Here is an 18,362-nt window from a genome sequence, read left to right as displayed (position 1 = left end):
CGGACGGCCCGGAAAACGTAGTGCGAGCGCCTAGTTGGGGCGGCCGACCTCGTAGGTTCCGTCTTCCTTGGTGATCTTGACGGTGACCTTCTTCGCCTCGCCGCTGACCTTCAGGTCGCAGGTGAAGGTCGCGTCGACCTCCACCGCCTGACCGGAGGGGCAGCTGACATCGGAGACGTCGGCGATGCCGTAGGAGTCCTTCAGCACGCGCGAGACACCGTCCTGTACCGCGGCGTTGTCGAGTTCGTCCGAGGAGAACACGACCAGGATCAGACCGATCACGGCGGCGACCACGAGCACGCCCGCGGCGATGAGCCCGATGATCAGGCCCTTGCTCTTGCCACCGGAAGACGGCTGCTGGCCCCACTGCTGCTGCGGGGCGGGCTGCTGGCCCCACTGCTGCTGCGGCGCGGGCTGACCCCACTGCTGCTGCGCGTTGGCGGCCTGGTTGTTCCAGTCCTGCGGCGGCGGCTGGGTCTGGCCCCACTGCTGCTGCGGCCCGGTCGGCTGCTGCGGCGGCACGCCACCCTGCTGCGGCTGCTGGCCCCACGGCTGCTGCGGCTGCTGGGGCTGTTGTCCCCACTGCTGCTGTGGCTGCTGCGCGTTCGGGTCTTTCCACTGCTGGGTGGGCTGGGCGCCCTGTGGTGGCGGCTGCTGCGCGCCACCCCAGTGCTGGGTGGGACCGGCGCCACCGGCCCCCTGCTGACCCCCCCAGTGCTGGGTGGGATCGTTGTTCCCCTCCCCGGGGTTGTTCGGTCCGTAAGGGCCGCTCATCCACTCGCCTCCACTCGCATCATTAGTCCATACGGTAGCCCCCCGCGCCGGGCCTGCCGCATTCGCACGACATCCGCCTCACGGTCGGTACGCGAAGAAATCAAATCACAGACGTGCCGACTACGCGGCGTCCACCGCGACGACACCCCGCCGTACCGCACGCACCGCCTTGGCGGCGGTGGACGCGATCTCGGGGTCGTCGGCGGTGTTGTGGATCTGATCGAGCAGGTCGATCACCTGCCTGCACCACCGCACGAAATCGCCCGCCGACATCGTCGTACCCGGGTCGCCGCTGGCCAGCAACGCCTCGGCCAACGCGTCGCCGCGCGCCCATTTGTAGACCCCGGTGACGAAACCCAGATCGGGTTCGCGGGTGGGCGGAAGTTTGTGTCGCGCCTCGTCGGAGCGCAGATCCGACCACACTTCGATGGTGGCCGCGACCGCACGGCGGATCGGATCGGTCGGCCCCGCCGGCGTCAGCAGGCCGGTTTCCTGGCGCGATTCGTAGACCAGTGTCGATACCACCGCGGCGAGTTCGGCCGGGCCCAGTCCGCGCCACAGACCTTGGCGCAGGGCTTCGGCGACCACGAGATCGCTCTCGGCGTAGATCCGGGCCAGGCGCCTGCCGTCGGCGGTCACCTCACCGTGGGCGACGAACCCGCGTTCCTCGAGCAGCCCGACGATCCGATCGAAAGTGCGCGCCAGCGAATTCGTGGTCGCGGCAACTTTCTGGCGCATCGTCTCGGTCTCACGGGCGAGGCGCGAATACCGCTCGCCGGTGCGGCTCAGCTGCTCCCGATCGGGGCGATTGTGCGCGGGATGGGACCGCAGACTGCGCCGCAGCGTCGAGAGCTGACGATCTTCACCGCCTCGAACACGATCGTTGCGCTTGCCCCGGCGCGGAGCCGAGATCCCGGTGCCGCGCAACGCCGAGGCCAGGTCGCGGCGGATGCGCGCGGTCCGGTGATCGACCCGGCGCGGCAGATCCATGCGCCCGAGCGCTTCGGCGGGCTCCGGGAAATCGGCCGCCGACACCCGACCCGCCCAGTGGTCCTCGGTCAATACCAGTGGACGCGGATCGCCGGGCGTCTGGTCGGGTTCGAGGATCACCGCGAGCCCGGAACGCTTGCCCACGGGGATGGACACCACGTCGCCACGGCGCAACCCGATCAGCGCTTTCACCGCGGCGCCGCGCCGGTCGGCCCGCCCCTGCTGCTGGATATCGCGTTCGCGTTGCTTGATCCGGTCACGCAGCGACAGGTACTCCATGAAGTCGCCGTCGACGCCGCCGAGCTGACTCTCCAGCTTGCGCAGCGCGCCCTCGTTGCGTTCGATCCCGCGCACGAGCCCCACGACCGACCGGTCGGCCTGGAACTGGGCGAACGACCGCTCGAGCAGCGTTCGGGCCTCCTGGGCGCCCATCCGGTCGATCAGGTTGATCGACATGTTGTAGCCGGGCCGGAACGAGCTGCGCAGCGGATAGGTGCGGGTGGAGGCGAGGCCGGCCACCGCGCTGGTGTCGACCTCGGGCTGCCACAGCACCACCGCGTGGCCCTCGACGTCGATGCCGCGCCTGCCCGCGCGGCCGGTGAGCTGGGTGTACTCGCCGGGGGTGAGCTCGGCATGGGTTTCGCCGTTGAACTTCACCAGCCGCTCGAGGACCACCGTGCGGGCGGGCATGTTGATGCCCAGTGCCAGGGTCTCGGTGGCGAACACCGCGCGCACCAGACCCTTGACGAACAGTTCCTCGACGGTGTGCCGGAACGCGGGCAGCATACCGGCGTGGTGGGCTGCCAGGCCGCGTTGCAGTGCCTCGCGCCACTCCCAGTAGCCGAGGACCTCCAGATCGCCCTTGGGCAGGTCACCGGTGTGTTTCTCGATGATCTCGTCGATCTGCGCGGCCTCGCCGGGACGACTCAGATCGAGGCGGGCGCGCAGGCACTGGGCCAGCGCGCCGTCGCACCCCGCGCGGCTGAAGATGAAGGTGATCGCGGGCAGCAGGTTTTCCTCGTCGAGGCGCGCCAGGACATCCGGTCGCGGCAACGGGCGGAAATTGCCGCCGCGTCCACCCCGTCCGCGCGGACCGCCGTAGCCGTGCATCCGGTCGGCGCTCTCGCGCTGGCGGATGAACCGCACGAGGTCTTCGTCGACCACGACCTTGCGGTCGCTGGACTTGGTGTCGAACAGGTCGAACATCCGCCGGCCGACCATCACGTGCTGCCACAGCGGCACCGGCCTGGTCTCGTCGACCACCACCGCGGTGTCGCCGCGCACGGTTTCCATCCAGGCGCCGAACTCCTCGGCGTTGGACACCGTCGCCGACAGGCTCACCAGTCGCACATCCGGCGGCAGGTGCAGGATCACTTCCTCCCACACCGCGCCCCGGAACCGGTCGGCCAGGTAGTGCACCTCGTCCATCACGACGTAGGACAGACCGTGCAGCGAGTCCGAGGACGCGTAGAGCATGTTGCGCAGCACCTCGGTGGTCATCACGACCACCGGCGCACCGGGGTTGATCGACTGGTCACCGGTGAGCAGGCCGACGCTGTCGCGGCCGTGGCGGGCGGTGAGATCGGCGAACTTCTGATTCGACAGCGCCTTGATCGGCGTGGTGTAGAAGCACTTTCCGCCCGAGGCCAGCGCCATGTGCACGGCGAACTCACCGACGATCGTCTTGCCCGCTCCGGTCGGGGCGCACACGAGCACGCTGTGCCCGTCTTCCAACGCCGCGCACGCGGTGCTCTGGAAGGGGTCCAGATCGAACGAGATTTCACCGGCGAATTTCGCCAGTTCGCTGGGCAGCCCCGGAGTGTCGGTCACCCCTCAGAGCGTATCGGAGTAGTCCGACACCGGGCGCGCGGTTTTCTCCGGCTCGCTCACCGGATCGGCGGACGCCACCGGCTCGGGGGTCTCGAGCGGAGAGGCCTGTTCGTCGTCGAGCGTGCCCCAGCCCTCCTTCTCTTCCCGGCGGGCCTTGCGCGCGTCGCTGAACCGCGCGAACTGCACGGCGAACTCGAACAGCACGGTCAGCGCGATCGCCAGCGCCAGCATCGAGAACGGGTCCTGCGGTGTGACGATCGCGGCGAAGACGAACAGACCGAAGATCATCCCGCGCCGCCACGCCTTGAGCTTGGTGTAGGGCAGCACCCCGACCAGGTTCAGCCCGATGATGATCAACGGCGTCTCGAAACTGACGCCGAAGATGATCAGCAACTGGATGATGAATCCGAAGTACTGATTACCGCTGAGCGCGGTGATCTGGACGTTGTCGCCGATGGTCATCAGGAACGACAACGCGTGCGAGACCACCACGTAGGCGAGCACGGCACCCGTCACGAACAGCACCGAACCGGTCACCACGAACCCGACCGCGAGCTTGCGTTCCTTCGCGTACAGCCCCGGGGTGATGAACGCCCACAGCTGGTACAGCCAGAACGGGGTCGCGATCACCACACCGGCGGTGAACCCGACCTTCAACCGGAGCATGAACTGGTCGAAGGGTCCCGTGGCGAGCAATCGGCAGGCGCCGTCGGGGGTCAGGCTGGCCCGCGCCGATTCGGGCAGCGCACAGTAGGGGCCGCGCAGGATCTCGCCCAGGCTCTCCATCCCGAAGAGGGTGTGCGCGTACCAGAAGAAGCCGATCAGGGTGGTCACCGCGATGGCGGCCAGTGCCAGCAGCAGCCGGGTGCGCAGTTCCTGCAGGTGCTCGACCAACGACATGGTGCCGTCGGGATTCGTCCTGCGCTTGGTGCGCCGGGGATCGAACGGGATGCGCATGGTGGGTGGTGGCCTCTAACCCTCGGTTCGGCGGATGCTCGGCGGCAACTTCTGACGAGACAGCACTTCGCCCCGGAGCGATGACTACCGCTCCGGGGTGATGGCCGAGGTCAGAGGGTTTTGTGGCCCTGCTGCGGTTCGACGATCGGGGTCTGTGCCTGCGGCGCCGACGCGGACAGCTGCTGCTGCGGCGCGGGGGTGGCCGGGGTGGCCGCCGGTGCGTCGGATGCCGACGACTCCGCCTGCATCTGCCCGACCTCGCTCTTGAAGATCCGCAGCGAGCGGCCGAGACCGCGTGCCGCGTCGGGAAGCCGCTTCGCGCCGAAGAGCAGAACGAACAGCAACGCGATGATCAGCAGGTGCGTCCAGCTGAACGTGCCCATTATCAGATACCTCCAAAGACTGTGGTGATTACCGATGCTACCTGGGTTCGCACCGTGGTGGACGCCGAGCCGCAGCGGTGTTCGCCACGCGTTCAACCCGCGACAGCGGCCGCCGCCCCGGTCAGCTCGGCGAACAACCGGCTTCCGGTGAACCGGGTGGTGTCGCCGGACTCGGCGATCCTGATCAGCTCGGTCAACCTCCGGTTGACCGGCGTCGGGTGCCCGACCATGTCGCCGAGCCGCACGATTTCCCCGCACAACCACGCGATTTCGGTCCGTCGGCCGAGCGCGAGGTCATCGGCCATCGACGAGCGGGCGAGCGGATCGATGGCGAGCACCCGACCGAACACCCGCCGGAAGACCGCGTCGGGAACGCGCAGCAAATGCACCATCAACTCGGGCGGAACGGGGGTGAGCTGCGCGGGCCGAATTCGCGCGGTGTTCATCACAGCGAGGGCTTCGGACTGGGTCAGCGCGAGGCAGCGGCGGTAGTCACGCTCGGCGAGCTCCTCGCGCAGCGGCCTGCCCGACAGCGCGTTGATCGGGTTGTTCAGATTGAGCAGCAGTTTCGCCCATTGCACCGGACGTAGGTCGCGGTGGCGGCGTAGCGGCAGTCCCGCCGCCCGGAAACCGTCGGCGAAGCGGTCGACGACCTTGTCGTCCTGGATCGCGAGGTCGCCATCGCTGGCGCGGTGGAAACACCCGCGACCGCTGTGCACCACGTTGAACATCACCATCCCGGCCAGGGCGATGCTGGTCGGCAGGATCTCTCGGATCACGCTGGCGTTGCCGATGCCGTTCTGCAGGCTCACCACCGGCGTGCCGGGGCGTAATCGGCCCGCGACCGCACGGACCGCGGCGGCGGTGTCGGCCGATTTCACGGTCACCAGGACCAGGTCGGCCAACTCGGGTTCGTCGGGCTCGAGCGCGAGGCCGAACCGGTCGGGCGTCACCTCGGTCGAGCCGCCGTCCAGATCGGTCAGGCGCAGGCCGTGTTCGGCGATGTCGTCGAGGATCCGCTGACGGCCGACGAAGATCACTTCCATGCCCGCGGCGGCCAGGTGACCGCCGACGAAAACCCCGACGCTGCCCGCGCCGAGGACCAGTACTCGCTGACTCACGCGGGTTCGGTCTCCCCCACCAGTCCGGCGGCCGCGTAGGCGGCCAGGGCGGCGTCGGCACGCAGGCGCACCGCCGTCACCAGTTCGGGTGGCCCGAGCACGGTGACGCCGGTGCCGAAGCCGAGTAGCAGCCGGGCCATCCAGTCCGGTGAGGCGAAGCGCATGCCCGCCTCGATGCTGCCGTCGGCACGCGATTCGATGCGGTGCATGGGGTACTGGTCGAGCACCCAGGCGTAGTCGGCGCGAATCCGGAGCCTGGCCAGCGGCACATCGGGGTCGTCCTGGAACAGGTCGAGTGCCGCGGCGTCGTTGGCGGCGTGGCTCGGCGCGTGGGCGGGTTCGTCGAGTTCGGTGGCGTCCTCGATCCGATCGAACCGGAACAGGCGAACGCCTTCGGCCTGCCTGCACCAGGCCTGCAGGTAGCTGTTGTTGTCGACCAGCACCACGCGAATCGGGTCGACGATGCGTTCGGACACCTCGTCGCGGCTGGCGGAGTAGTAGACCAGGCGCAGGGCTCGCGCGTCGGCGAGCGCGGCGCGCACGGTCGCGACCACCGGCTTCTCGACGGGGACATCGACCGGCTTGCCGGTGACGACGGCGTCGGTGCTGGCGATCGCCGATTCGATCTTGGCGATGGCGGCGTGCGCGGCGGTCGGATCGACCATGCCCGGCATCTCCACGATCGAGCGCAGCGCCACCAACAGCGCGGTGGCCTCGGTGGAGGTGAGCCGTAGCGGCCGTTCGATACCGGCCGAGAAGGTGACCTCGATGCTCTCCTCGGAGAACGACAGGTCGATCAGATCGCCGGGACCGTAGCCCGGCAATCCGCACATCCACAGCTGATTGAGGTCGCTCATCAGCTGTTTGGTGGTGACCCCCAGTTCGGCGGCGGCCTCGGCCGCGCTGATACCCGGGTGCGCGAGCAGGTACGGCACCATGTTCAACAGGCGCGAAAGGCGTAGGGACAGACGCGAACTCACGACGTGACCTCCGTGTGGTCGAGTACCGACCGTAGCCGGTTCATCACGTCGGCGCGCAGTTCCGGTGGTTCCAGAACGAGAACATCGGGACCGAGGCCGGTGATCAGCCGGGCCACCCAATCGCGGGATCGCACCGGCACCTCGAGCACCGAGCCGGGACGTCCGCCCAGGTCACGGGTGTCGACTTCGGTGCCGATGCGGCGCAATTCGCGACCGCGACCCTTCGCGACCCACACGGTGGCCGACCCGGTGACGGGAGCGTCGCCGGTGACCCGGTCGACGATCGCGCGCAGGTCGGTGTGCGCGGGCTTGTGGACCGCGTCGACCGGACCGTACGGCCGCACCTGTCCCCCGATCCGCGAGAGCCGGAACGTGCGAACGGCATCGCGTTCGCGGTCGTGGCCGACCAGATACCAGCGCCCGTGGCGGGTCACCACCCCCCACGGTTCGACATCGCGGGTCACGAACGGATCGGTGACGGCGCTGTGGTGGCCGAATCGCACCGCCTGCCCCGCGTCGATCGCCGCGAGGAGTTCCCGCAACACCGGCTCCGACCCTCGGGTGCGGGCGGGCACCGCGGGCACCGACACCCCGACGTTGTCGGTCTCGACGGTGACTCCGGCCGCGCGCAGCTTCAACAGCGCGCCCTCGGCCGCGCCCGCCAATTCCGGTGAGGCCCACATCTGCACCGCGACGGCGACCGCCGCGGCTTCCTCGCTGGTCAGGTCGATATCGGGCAGCTCGTAGGCGTCCCGGTTGATCCGGTATCCCTCGAGTGTCGAGAACCGTCCCACCGGACCGACTTCCAACGGGATGCCCAGATCGCGCAATTCGTTCTTGTCGCGCTCGAACATCCGGCTGAACGCCTCGTCGGTCGCGGAGTCCTCGTAACCGGCCACGCTGGCGCGAATACGTTCCGCGCTCAGGAACTGCCTGGTCGACAGCAGCGCGATGACCAGATTCATCAGCCGCTCGACCTTGGATATCGCCACTCGATAGAGGGTAATGGTCGCGCCCGGTCCCCCGCGCGTCGGCGCACACTTGGGCCACGGTCCCGCGACCATGGGACCCACCCGTCGAAAGGATCACGATGCTCGTCGCCTTCTCCGTTGCTCCCAGCGGTTCCGCCCACCACGACGGCTCGGTCGGCGAAGCGGTCGCCGCGGCCGTCCGGGTGGTACGCGCTTCCGGCCTGCCGAACCGCACCGACGCGATGTTCACCACCCTCGAGGGCGAATGGGACGAGGTGATGGCAGTGATCAAAGCCGCCACCGACGCCATCCTGGTCACCGCACCCCGCTGCAGCCTGGTCCTCAAGGCCGACATCCGCCCCGGGGTCACCGACGCGCTGCACAGCAAGGTCGACACGGTCGAGCGCTACCTCGCCGACGGGTAGCCGACGCCCACGGATGCGAGAATGCGAGGGTGGAACTCCGTCCGGCATGCCGTGCCGCGGGCATCGGCGTGGTGTCGATCAGCGAGCACGTCGGCCCGGCTCGGGCGCATCGGGCCGTCCCCACCTTGTCGGCTCGACTCGTTGTCGGTCTCGGGGCCCCGCTCGAGGTCGACTACGACGGACAGACCTTGCGCACGCAGGCTGTCGTGGCCGGCTTGCTGCGGCCGGGGCTCGCGACGCCGGTCACCACCCTGCTGCCGAGGCAGCCGACGGCTTATGTCGAGCTGTCGGCATCGGCCATGCGCCGCCTGATCGGCATGCCGCTGAGTGAGGTGGACGCGGGCGGCGTGATCGCCGACGCCGTACTGCCGTGGGTGAGTTCGATGTGTGCGGAGTTGGCGGAGCTCCCGGCCGGTCGACGCGAGGCTGTTCTGCGCATTCGGCTGCTCGACCAGCTGAACCGGGCCGGGTACGACACCACCGCCGACCACGCCCTGCGCGCGCTGGATCTGATCAGAGCCGGGAGGGGAACAGCGTCGGTCGACGATCTCGCCGACGACGTGCACCTGAGCGCCCGGCGTCTGCGCGAGGTGATGCGACGTTCGCTGGGGGTCACCCCGAAATTCGCCTCCCGCGTGGCCCGTCTCGAGTGCGCGGTGCACCGCGCCGGCACGGGCGCGACATCCTGGGCCCAGGTGGCAGCCGAGTCGGGCTACCACGACCAGAGCCACCTCGTGCGCGAGTTCCGCGATTTCATGAACACCACGCCGACCGGCTGGCTCGCGGAAGAGGGCCGAAATCTCCAAGGCCGGCAACGCCCTGCTCGACGAGCATGGGAAAGATGAACAGCCAACTGGTCCCGAAACTGCTGGTCTCCGACGCGGACGCCGCGATCACCTTCTACACCCAGGCGCTCGGAGCCGAGGTGAGTCTGCGCGTCACCGAGGACGCGGTGGTCCACCACGCCGAACTCACGCTCGGCTCCGTCGTGTTCGCCCTGGCACAGAGTGTCCAGGAGTGGGGGTGGTCCGACCCCGGGTCGGTGGGTGGCTCGCCGGTGCTCCTCGTGCTCACTGTCGCCGATCCCGACGCGATAGCGCAGCGGATGGCGCAGCACGGAGCCGAGGTCGTGATCCCCGTCGACAACCGTCCCTACGGCAAGCGGCAGGGCAGGGTGAAGGACCCCTTCGGGCACCTCTGGATCCTCAGCGGCGACCTGCGATAGGCCGCCGAGCCACCGTGGCGAGCGCGGGGTGCGCGCGCCACGGCCGGATCTCACAGCATGCAGCGGGCGATCGAGTCGGCCACACACGCTGGGCGGTCGGCGTTTTCGAGCTCGACGGTGACGTGCCGGTGGACTTGGACGCCGCCGGGCACCTCGGTGACCTCGGTGAGCGTGAGGTGGGCCCGAATACGGCTGTCGACCGGGACGGGAGTGAGGAAGCGGACTCGGTCGAGGCCGTAGTTGATGCCCGCCTTCGCCGCGCTGACGGTCATGATCTGCTGGGTCATCGGCACGATCAGCGACAGGGTGAGGAAGCCGTGGGCGATGGTGGTTCCGTAGGGGCCCGCGGCGGCGCGTTCGGCGTCGACGTGGATCCACTGGTGATCGTCGGTGGCCTCGGCGAACAGGTCGATGCGCCGCTGGTCGACGGTGATCCAGTCGCTGGGGCCGAGTTCTGTGCCGACCGCCGCCCGCAGGGCGTCGACATCAGCGAAGTCCGTGGTCATGCCGTTCCTCCGAAACGTTGGCGCAGTGCGCGTTTGAGAACCTTGTGGGTGGGGCCCAGGGGTAGCTCGGTGACGAACTCGACGCGGCGCGGGTACTTGTACTTCGCGACCTGCTGCTTGGCGAAGTCGATCACCTCCCGCTCGGTCAGCGCGCCATCGAGCACGACGACCGCCACGATCTCCTCACCGTAATGGGGGTCGGGCACACCGATCACCGCCACCTGCGCGATCCGTGGGTGTCGCATCAGGGCCGCTTCGATCTCGGTCGGATACACATTGAATCCGCCGCGCAGGATCATCTCCTTGATCCGGTCGACGATGCGCACCCGACCGGTCTTGTCGCGGGTGCCGAGGTCGCCGGTGCGGAACCAGCCGTCGACCACCGCGGCCGCGGTCGCCTCCGGCCTGCCGGTGTAACCGCTGAACACGTTGTGCCCACGCACCACAACCTCCCCGACGTCGCCGATCGGCAACAATTCGATGCGGTCGGTGATCGCGGGATCGGCGATCTCCACGTCGACGCCCCACACCGGATGCCCCACGGTGCCCGCCTCGGTGCCGAAGCACGGCTGGTTCACCGCGGCGGTCGGCGAGGTCTCCGACAGGCCGTACCCCTCGAGCACCGGCGCGTGGAAGTTCCGCTCGAATTCCTCTAGCACGGCGACGGGCAGTGCGGCGCCGCCGCTGACGCACAGTTTCAGCTCGGGCATGGCCGGTGCCGAAGCCGCCGCCTCGATCAGCGACAGGTACATCGTTGGCACACCGTGGAACAGGTTGACCCGCTCGGCCGCCATCAGCGAAATAGCGGCGGCGGCATCGAATCTCGGCATCAACACCAGGGTGCCACCGACTCGCCAGTGCGAATTCATCGACACCGTCTGGCCGAACACGTGGAACAGCGGCAGCGCGCCGAGAGCGATGTCGTCGCGGTGGATCTCGTTGGCGTCGAAGGTGTTCACCGTCGCGCACATCACCATGTTGAGGTGGCTCAGTTCGGCCCCCTTGGGTGTGCCGGTGGTACCGCTGGTGTAGAAGACGACCGCGGTATCGAGCGGGCTACGGGAGACGAAGTTCGAGATCGCCTCGCCGACAAGCTCTTCGGGCGCGACGACGTCGATGCCCGCGCTGCTCGCGGCTTCAGCGCCCGTGGCCGCGACCATCGGATGACAGATCAGCAGTGAGGCACCGCTGTCGCGCAACACGTACTCCATTTCCGGCGCGGTGAGCAGTAGATGCACGGGCACCACGGTCGCGCCCGCTGCCAGGATGGCGAAATAGGCGCGCGGGAAGTCGGCGGTGTTCGGACACAGCAGGCCCACCCGGTCACCGGGTTTCACGCCACGCGCGATCAGGGCACTTGCTTGCTCGCGGGCCTGCAGCCACAGATCGGCGAAGGTGACGCGGGTGTCGCCTTCGATCAGGGCGAGGTGGTCGGGTCGGCGGCGGGCGGGTTCGGCGAGAATGCTCGCCAGGGAGAGGGTGGCGTTCACGGGTGGTTCCTAACGACAGCGATGGCGAGAAGCGGGGCGGCCACCGCGGGGAGCGGGGGCGTGGGTGCGGTGACCACCAGCGGTGATCACCGCACCGGTCAGCGGTGGAGGTGGACGGCGAGGCCTTGGCCGACACCGACACACAGGGTCGCGATCCCATGACGGGCATCGCGGTCGGCGAGTTCCATCGCGGCGGTGAGCGCCAGTCGCGCACCGCTGGCACCGAGCGGATGACCGAGTGCGATCGCGCCACCGTTGGGGTTCACGTGATCGGCATCGTCGGGCAGGCCGAGCCCGCGCAGTACCGCGAGCGCCTGCGCGGCGAAGGCCTCGTTGAGCTCGAGCACATCGACCTCGCCGATGGTCAAACCTGTTCGAGCGAGCAGTTTTTCGACGGCGGGAACCGGACCGATGCCCATGGTCCGCGGCGCTACGCCCGCCGCCGACATCGCCCCGACTCGTGCGAGCGGTGTGAGACCGTACCGGCGAACGGCATCCTCGGAAGCCAGCAACAGCGCCGCGGCACCGTCGTTGATCCCCGAGGAGTTTCCCGCGGTGATCGACCCGCCGGGTACCACCGCCCGCAACGCGGCGAGCGAGTGCGCGCTGGTCTCGCGCGGATGCTCGTCCCGATCGACGAGTACCGGTTCGCCACGACGCTGCGGCACGGGGACCGCGGTGATCTCGCGAGCCAGCCTGCCCCGGGCGATCGCCGCCGCGGCCCGCTGCTGCGAGCGCACGGCGAACGCGTCCTGATCAGCGCGCGCGATCGTGTACTCGTCGGCGATGTTCTCCGCGGTCTCGGGCATCGTGTCGGTGCCGTAGCGTTCGTGCATCCGCGGATTCACGAACCGCCAGCCGATCGTGGTGTCGGCGAGCTGGGCCGACCGATCCCAGGGTGCACCGCTTTTCGGCAGGACATAGGGCGATCTGGTCATCGACTCCACACCGCCGGCGATCACCAGATCCGCGTCACCGGCCCGGATCGCCCTGGCCGCGTAGCCCACGGCATCCAGACCTGAAGCACACAGCCGGTTGACCGTCACACCGGGCACGGTCACCGGCAGACCCGCCAGCAGCGCGGCCATCCGCGCGACATTGCGATTGTCCTCACCGGCCTGGTTCACACAACCGAGAACCACATCGTCGACCGCGTCGAAGTCCACGCTCGGAAGCCGTTCGACCAGGGCGGAAATCGCGTGCGCGGCCAGGTCGTCGGGACGCACCCCGGCCAGCGCGCCCCCGTACCGGCCGAACGGCGTTCGCACACCGTCCACCAGATACGCGGTGCCCGTCACAAGCCCATGTCCTTGGCGATGATCATCTTCATCACCTCGCTGGTGCCGCCGTAGATCCGGTTCACCCGGTTGTCGGCGTACAGGCGAGCCACCGGATACTCGTTGATGTAGCCGTAGCCACCGTGCAACTGCAGGCACCGGTCGATCACCCGCGAGGCCACCTCGGAGCAGAACAGTTTGGCCGAGGCCGCGTCGGCGGCGGTGAGTTCCTCGCGGTCGAGGGCCTCCAGTGCCCGGTCGACGACCGCCTCGGCGGCGTCGACCTCGGCCTGACAGGCGGCCAGTTCGAACTTGGTGTTCTGGAACTGCGCGACCGGCTGGCCGAAAACGTGACGGCCCCTGGTGTACTCGAGAGTGAACCGGATCGCCGCCTTGGCCTGGGCATAGGCGCCGAGCGCGATCGAGAGCCGTTCCTGCGGCAGATTCTGGCCCAGGTAGCTGAATCCCCTGTTCGCCTCCCCCAGCAGGTCCGACACCGGAACCCGCACGTCGGTGAAGGACAGCTCGGCGGTGTCGGAGACCTTCAGACCCAGCTTGTCCAGCTTGCGTCCCACCGCGTACCCCGGCGACTTCGTATCGACGACGAGCAGCGAGATCCCGTGGCGGCGATCTGTTTCCGACGGCGGAGCGGTCCGCGCGCAGACGATCACCCGGTCGGCGTGTACACCGCCGGTGATGAAGGTCTTGGACCCGTTGAGCACATAGTGCGTGCCGTCATCGGACAGCTGTGCGGTGGTACGCATTCCGGCGAGGTCGGAGCCGGTGCCGGGCTCGGTCATCGCGATCGCGAACATGATCTCGCCCGAGACGAATCCCGGCAGCCAGCGCTGCTTCTGTTCTTCGGTCGCGAGGTTCTTCAGATACGGCAGACACAGGCCAACGTGCACGCCGGACCCGCCGAAAGACACACCGGCGCGGGTGGTTTCCTCCAGCAGGATCGCCTGGAACTTGAACGATTCGATGCCGGCGCCACCGTATTGCTCGGGCACCTCGATGCCGAACACCCCGAGGTCGGCCAGCTCGGCGTAGAACTCGCGCGGCACGATGCCCGCCTCGTACCACTGGTCGTAGACCGGCGAGACCTTCGATTCGATGAACGCCCGCACGGTCTTGCGGAATGCTTCGTGCTCGTCGTTGAAAACTGTTCTCTGCATGAGGTTTCTCCGCAATCTAGAGACGGCGTCCGCCGTCGACGTACAGGGTCTGTCCGGTGACGAAGCCGGCATCGTCGGAGGCGAGGAACGCCACCACGTTCGCGATGTCGGCGGGCACGCCGACCCGTCGCAGCGGGGTGATCTCGGCGGTCTTCGCCTGCAAGTCCTCGGCACTCACGCCCATGCGCGCCGCGGTGGCCGCGGTCATCTCGGTGGCGATGAAGCCGGGCGCGACCGCGTTGACGCGGATCCCGAACGGGCCGAGTTCCATGGCGAGGGTGCGGGTCAGGCCCTGGATGCCCGCTTTGGCCGCCGCGTAGTTGGCCTGGCCGCGATTGCCGAGCGCCGAGACGCTCGAGGTGTTGACGATGGCGCCGCCACCGTTGTCCACCATGTGCTTCTGCGCGGCCTTGCTGCACAGAAACGCACCGCGCAGGTGCACCGCCATCACCAGGTCCCAGTCCTCGACCGACATCTTGAACAGCAGGTTGTCGCGCAGCACGCCCGCGTTGTTCACGAGCACGTCGAGCGAGCCGAGGTCGGCCACGGTGCGCGCGACGGCATCGGCCACCTGCGCCTCGTCGGCGACATCGCAGCCGAGGCCGATCGCGGTGCCGCCCGCCGCGGTGATCTTCTCGGCGGCCAGCACCGCGGCGTCGATGTCGAGATCGACGACGGCAACGGCGAATCCGTCGTCGGCCAGGCGGGCAGCGGTCGCCGCGCCGATGCCGCGAGCCGCCCCGGTGACGAAGGCTGTTCTGTGGGTCATGGGTCGTACTCCTGTGTCAGACAATGGCGTTCACGCCGGTGAGGGCGCGCCCGATGAGCAGTTTCTGGATCTGGGTGGTGCCCTCGTAGAGGGTCAGTACGCGGGCGTCACGCAGGTACTTGGCGACGGGGTACTCGTCGATGTAGCCGTAGCCGCCGAACACCTGGATCGCGTTGTTGGCGGCCGAGACCGCGGCTTCGGAAGCGAACAGCTTCGCCATCGACGCGGCGGTGCCGAAGGCTTGCCCGCGGTCGGCGAGATCGGCCGCGCGCCACGCGAGCAGCCGGGCGGCGTCGGTCGCGACGGCGATATCGGACAGCAGCTCCTGGACCAGCTGGTAGCCGGCGATCGGCTTGCCGAACTGTTCGCGCTCACCGGCATAACGCACCGCGGCTTCGAGGCAGGCACGGGCCACGCCGACGCACCCGGACGCGACCCCGATGCGCCCCTTGTCGAGCGCGGACATCGCGATCCGGAAGCCCTGCCCCTCCTCGCCGAGGCGCAGCGCGTCGGGCACCCGGACGCGATCGAGGACGAATTCGGCGGTGGCCTGGCCGCGCAGCCCGAGCTTGCCCTTGATCTCGGTCCGGCCGAAGCCCGGCGCGTCCGTCGGCACCACGAACGCGGTGACACCCTGGGGGCCGGGCCCACCGGTCCGAGCGAACACCAGCGCGTGATCGGCCCAGGTCCCGTTGGTGATGAAGATCTTGGTGCCGGACAGAACCCAGTCCGACCCGTCGCGGACGGCGCGGGTGTCCAGATTCGCCGCGTCGGAGCCGGTGCCGGGCTCGGTCAGCGCGAAACAGCCGAGCTGTTCACCCGCGCAGATCCCGGGCAGGAATCGCTGCTTCTGCTCCTCGGTGCCGTACGCGGCGATCGACTTGCCGAACAGCCCGAGCGAGACCGACACGATGCCGCGTACCGCGCTGTCACCGCGTCCGAGCTCCTCGAGCAGCAGGCAGTAGTCGAAGGTGTCGCCGCCGGAGCCACCGTATTGCTCGGCGATCCCGATGCCGAGGAAGCCGAGAGCGCCGAGTTTGCCGACGATCGCCGGGTCCACCGATTCGTCGCGATCCCACTGCGCGGCGTACGGCACGACTTCCTTGTCCACCCATGTTCGGGCGAGTTCACGCAGGTCGGACTGCGCGGGGGTGAGCTGGAAATCCACGGAACCACTCCTGAACCAAACGGCGTTAGGTTTACTCGGGCACCGTATCCTAACGCTGTTCGGTTAATCAAGAGTCATTTTCGGCATCGGTGATACCGTTCGATTCCCGACGAGAGAGGGAGTACCGCATGGCGAGGCCGCGCGTTCCGCTGTTGAGCCGCGAGCGCATTCGCGACGCCGCGCTGGTCCTGATCGACCGCGACGGGCTCGCCGAAGTCTCCATGCGCAAATTGGGCGCCGAACTCGGCGTGCAGGCCGCCTCGCTCTACGGCCACTACCCGAACAAGGACGACCTGTTCGACGACATCGCCACCGGCATCATGAGCCACGTCGACACCTCGGCCTTCGACACCATGAGCTGGGATCGCGCACTCGCGGACTGGGCGCGCAGCTATCGCGGCGCGCTGGCCACCCACCCGAACTTCGTGCCGTACCTGGCCACCGGCCCGGGCCGCCGAGCCGAGAACCTGCGCGCCGCCGACGCCGTCCACGGCGGTCTGGTCGGCGCGGGCTGGCCACCGCGCTACGCCACCATGATCGGCGCGGCCACTCGCTACCTGGTCATGGGTTCGACAGTGGGCTCGTTCGCCGGCGGCTTCGCCGACGACGTGCAGGTCTACCGCGACCGCTACCCGCACCTGAATCAGGCACACCTGCTGCGGGCGATCGCCGACGAAATCGATGACGGCAGTTTCGAATTGGCGCTCACCGCGTTCATCGCCGGTCTCACCGCCACCTATGCGACCGTCGTCACCGCGGACTGAGCGTGCCCACACACAACAAAACCGGTGGCGCCTACGCGATCGCTCCCATGCGCCACCGGTTCTGTTGTCGGTCCCCCCGTCTGAGGGGTTCGCCTACATCGAGGCGATCAGCCGGTCGACGCGTTCGTCGACCGATCGGAACGGATCCTTGCACAGCACCGTGCGCTGCGCCTGATCGTTCAGCTTGAGGTGCACCCAGTCGACGGTGAAGTCGCGGCCGGCTTCCTGCGCGGCGGTGATGAAGTCACCACGCAGCTTGGCTCGCGTCGTCTGCGGCGGGGTGTCCACGGCGGCATCGACGGCGTCGTCCTCGGTGATCCGCTTGGCCAGACCCTTGCGCTGGAGCAGGTCGAAGACCCCGCGACCACGCTTGATGTCGTGGTAGGCCAGATCCAGCTGGGCGATCTTGGGATCCGACATCTCCATGCTGTAGCGGTCCTGGTAGCGCTGGAACAGCTTGCGCTTGATCACCCAGTCGATCTCGGTGTCGACCTTGGCGAAGTCCTGCGCCTCGACCGCGTCGAGGGTGCGACCCCACAGATCCACCACCGCGTCGACCTGCGGATCGCGATCGCGGTTGCGCAGGTGCTCGACGGCGCGGGCGTAGTACTCGCGCTGGATCTCCAGGGCACTGGCCTGGCGGCCGCCCGCCAGGCGCACGGGACGGCGGCCGGTGAGATCGTGGCTGACCTCGCGAATGGCCCGTATCGGGTTGTCGAGCGCGAAATCGCGGAACGACACCCCTGCCTCGATCATTTCCAGCACCAGCGAGGCGGTACCGACCTTGAGCATGGTGGTCGGTTCGGCCATGTTGGAGTCACCGACGATCACGTGCAGGCGCCGGTACTTCTCGGCGTCGGCGTGCGGCTCGTCGCGGGTGTTGATGATCGGGCGCGATCGGGTGGTCGCCGAGGAGACACCCTCCCAGATGTGCTCGGCGCGCTGCGACAGGCAGAACGTGGCCGCCTTCGGCGTCTGCAGCACCTTGCCCGCGCCACAGATGAGCTGGCGGGTGACCAGGAACGGGAGCAGCACATCCGAGATCCGGGAGAACTCGCCCGCCCGGACCACGAGGAAGTTCTCGTGGCAGCCGTAGGAGTTGCCCGCGGAGTCGGTGTTGTTCTTGAACAGGTAGATGTCGCCGCCGATGCCTTCTTCGGCGAGGCGCTGTTCGGCGTCTATGAGCAGATCCTCCAGCACCCGCTCGCCGGCGCGGTCGTGGGTGACCAACTGCACCAGGCTGTCGCATTCGGCGGTGGCGTACTCGGGATGCGATCCGACGTCGAGGTACAACCTGGCACCGTTGCGAAGGAAGACATTGGAGCTACGGCCCCAGGACACCACCCGGCGGAACAAGTACCGGGCTACCTCGTCGGGGGACAGCCGACGGTGACCGTGGAAGGTGCATGTCACACCGAACTCGGTCTCGATCCCCATGATTCGTCGCTGCACACTATCGACACTACAGCCATGACCAGTGCTCGCGCGGCGCTCCTGACATCCCATTCGCATACGTGTTCACAACGATTCGGACAGCGAACGACCTCCGCGCACACG

The 18,362-nt window shown here is 68.4% G+C and carries 18 protein-coding genes; 4 read left to right on the top strand and 14 right to left on the bottom strand.

The features are described from left to right. Positions 1-30: 30 nt before the first annotated feature. The 7 genes from ACFTS5_RS04960 to ACFTS5_RS04930 form a co-directional block, all read right to left on the bottom strand. Complete coding sequence (locus ACFTS5_RS04960; protein ID WP_378627488.1) at positions 31-774, bottom strand: DUF4333 domain-containing protein; 744 nt, start codon at positions 772-774, stop codon at positions 31-33. 120 nt (positions 775-894) lie between these two features. Next, positions 895-3,594 (bottom strand): DEAD/DEAH box helicase, encoded by a 2,700-nt coding sequence (locus ACFTS5_RS04955; RefSeq protein ID WP_378627486.1) that lies wholly within the window; start codon positions 3,592-3,594, stop codon positions 895-897. A gap of 3 nt (positions 3,595-3,597) precedes the next feature. Beyond that, positions 3,598-4,551, bottom strand: coding sequence for a twin-arginine translocase subunit TatC (tatC, locus tag ACFTS5_RS04950; protein ID WP_378627485.1), 954 nt, complete (start codon positions 4,549-4,551; stop codon positions 3,598-3,600). Positions 4,552-4,661: 110 nt separating this feature from the next. Next, complete coding sequence (gene tatA / locus ACFTS5_RS04945) at positions 4,662-4,934, bottom strand: Sec-independent protein translocase subunit TatA (RefSeq protein WP_378627484.1); 273 nt, start codon at positions 4,932-4,934, stop codon at positions 4,662-4,664. Positions 4,935-5,026: 92 nt separating this feature from the next. Then, positions 5,027-6,055, bottom strand: a complete 1,029-nt coding sequence (locus tag ACFTS5_RS04940) for a 2-dehydropantoate 2-reductase (protein WP_378627483.1) — start codon at positions 6,053-6,055, stop codon at positions 5,027-5,029. Further along, on the bottom strand, positions 6,052-7,035 hold the full coding sequence (locus ACFTS5_RS04935; protein ID WP_378627482.1) for a helix-turn-helix transcriptional regulator: 984 nt from the start codon (positions 7,033-7,035) through the stop codon (positions 6,052-6,054). Before ACFTS5_RS04935 ends, ACFTS5_RS04940 begins: the two co-directional genes overlap by 4 nt. After that, the gene (locus tag ACFTS5_RS04930) at positions 7,032-8,027 is read right to left on the bottom strand and encodes a helix-turn-helix transcriptional regulator (RefSeq protein ID WP_378627480.1); all 996 of its coding nucleotides are present in this window, start codon (positions 8,025-8,027) and stop codon (positions 7,032-7,034) included. Before ACFTS5_RS04930 ends, ACFTS5_RS04935 begins: the two co-directional genes overlap by 4 nt. Before the next feature lie 98 nt (positions 8,028-8,125). Here ACFTS5_RS04930 and ACFTS5_RS04925 point away from each other — a divergent pair, with 98 nt between their 5' ends. The 3 genes from ACFTS5_RS04925 to ACFTS5_RS04915 are packed head-to-tail and all read left to right on the top strand — an operon-like array spanning position 8,126 to position 9,656. Continuing rightward, entirely contained in the window at positions 8,126-8,431 is a 306-nt protein-coding gene (locus ACFTS5_RS04925) for an MTH1187 family thiamine-binding protein (RefSeq protein ID WP_378627478.1), read from the top strand. 29 nt (positions 8,432-8,460) lie between these two features. Next, entirely contained in the window at positions 8,461-9,276 is an 816-nt protein-coding gene (locus ACFTS5_RS04920) for a helix-turn-helix domain-containing protein (RefSeq protein ID WP_378627475.1), read from the top strand. After that, entirely contained in the window at positions 9,273-9,656 is a 384-nt protein-coding gene (locus tag ACFTS5_RS04915; protein WP_378627473.1) for a VOC family protein, read from the top strand. The genes ACFTS5_RS04920 and ACFTS5_RS04915 overlap by 4 nt, the downstream gene beginning before the upstream one ends. 50 nt (positions 9,657-9,706) lie before the next feature. Here ACFTS5_RS04915 and ACFTS5_RS04910 read toward each other — a convergent pair whose 3' ends face one another. From ACFTS5_RS04910 to ACFTS5_RS04885, 6 genes are all read right to left on the bottom strand, one after another. After that, positions 9,707-10,162: a MaoC family dehydratase gene (locus ACFTS5_RS04910; protein WP_378627470.1), complete on the bottom strand. Its 456-nt coding sequence runs from the start codon at positions 10,160-10,162 to the stop codon at positions 9,707-9,709. Further along, positions 10,159-11,652 carry a long-chain fatty acid--CoA ligase gene (locus tag ACFTS5_RS04905; protein ID WP_378627468.1) on the bottom strand — a complete coding sequence of 498 codons (1,494 nt, stop codon included), beginning with the start codon at positions 11,650-11,652 and terminating at the stop codon, positions 10,159-10,161. The genes ACFTS5_RS04910 and ACFTS5_RS04905 overlap by 4 nt, the downstream gene beginning before the upstream one ends. Before the next feature lie 98 nt (positions 11,653-11,750). Further along, complete coding sequence (gene pcaF, locus ACFTS5_RS04900; RefSeq protein ID WP_378627466.1) at positions 11,751-12,950, bottom strand: 3-oxoadipyl-CoA thiolase; 1,200 nt, start codon at positions 12,948-12,950, stop codon at positions 11,751-11,753. Beyond that, positions 12,947-14,104 carry an acyl-CoA dehydrogenase family protein gene (locus ACFTS5_RS04895; protein ID WP_378627464.1) on the bottom strand — a complete coding sequence of 386 codons (1,158 nt, stop codon included), beginning with the start codon at positions 14,102-14,104 and terminating at the stop codon, positions 12,947-12,949. The genes pcaF and ACFTS5_RS04895 overlap by 4 nt, the downstream gene beginning before the upstream one ends. 16 nt (positions 14,105-14,120) lie before the next feature. After that, positions 14,121-14,873 (bottom strand): 3-oxoacyl-ACP reductase FabG, encoded by a 753-nt coding sequence (fabG, locus tag ACFTS5_RS04890; protein ID WP_378627461.1) that lies wholly within the window; start codon positions 14,871-14,873, stop codon positions 14,121-14,123. 16 nt (positions 14,874-14,889) lie between these two features. Beyond that, positions 14,890-16,041 carry an acyl-CoA dehydrogenase family protein gene (locus ACFTS5_RS04885; protein WP_378627459.1) on the bottom strand — a complete coding sequence of 384 codons (1,152 nt, stop codon included), beginning with the start codon at positions 16,039-16,041 and terminating at the stop codon, positions 14,890-14,892. A gap of 128 nt (positions 16,042-16,169) precedes the next feature. On the opposite strand from ACFTS5_RS04885, the gene ACFTS5_RS04880 reads away from it, so the two are divergent. Continuing rightward, on the top strand, positions 16,170-16,805 hold the full coding sequence (locus ACFTS5_RS04880; protein WP_378627458.1) for a TetR/AcrR family transcriptional regulator: 636 nt from the start codon (positions 16,170-16,172) through the stop codon (positions 16,803-16,805). A 93-nt stretch (positions 16,806-16,898) separates the two neighbouring features. Here the strand turns inward: ACFTS5_RS04880 and pafA are convergent, their stop codons facing one another. Beyond that, complete coding sequence (gene pafA / locus ACFTS5_RS04875; protein WP_194824832.1) at positions 16,899-18,257, bottom strand: Pup--protein ligase; 1,359 nt, start codon at positions 18,255-18,257, stop codon at positions 16,899-16,901. Between the last annotated feature and the right edge of the window lie 105 nt (positions 18,258-18,362).

Source organism: Nocardia sp. NPDC056952, assembly GCF_042674185.1.
Classification (GTDB): domain Bacteria; phylum Actinomycetota; class Actinomycetes; order Mycobacteriales; family Mycobacteriaceae; genus Nocardia.
This window is presented reverse-complemented; position numbering and strand designations above follow the sequence as displayed.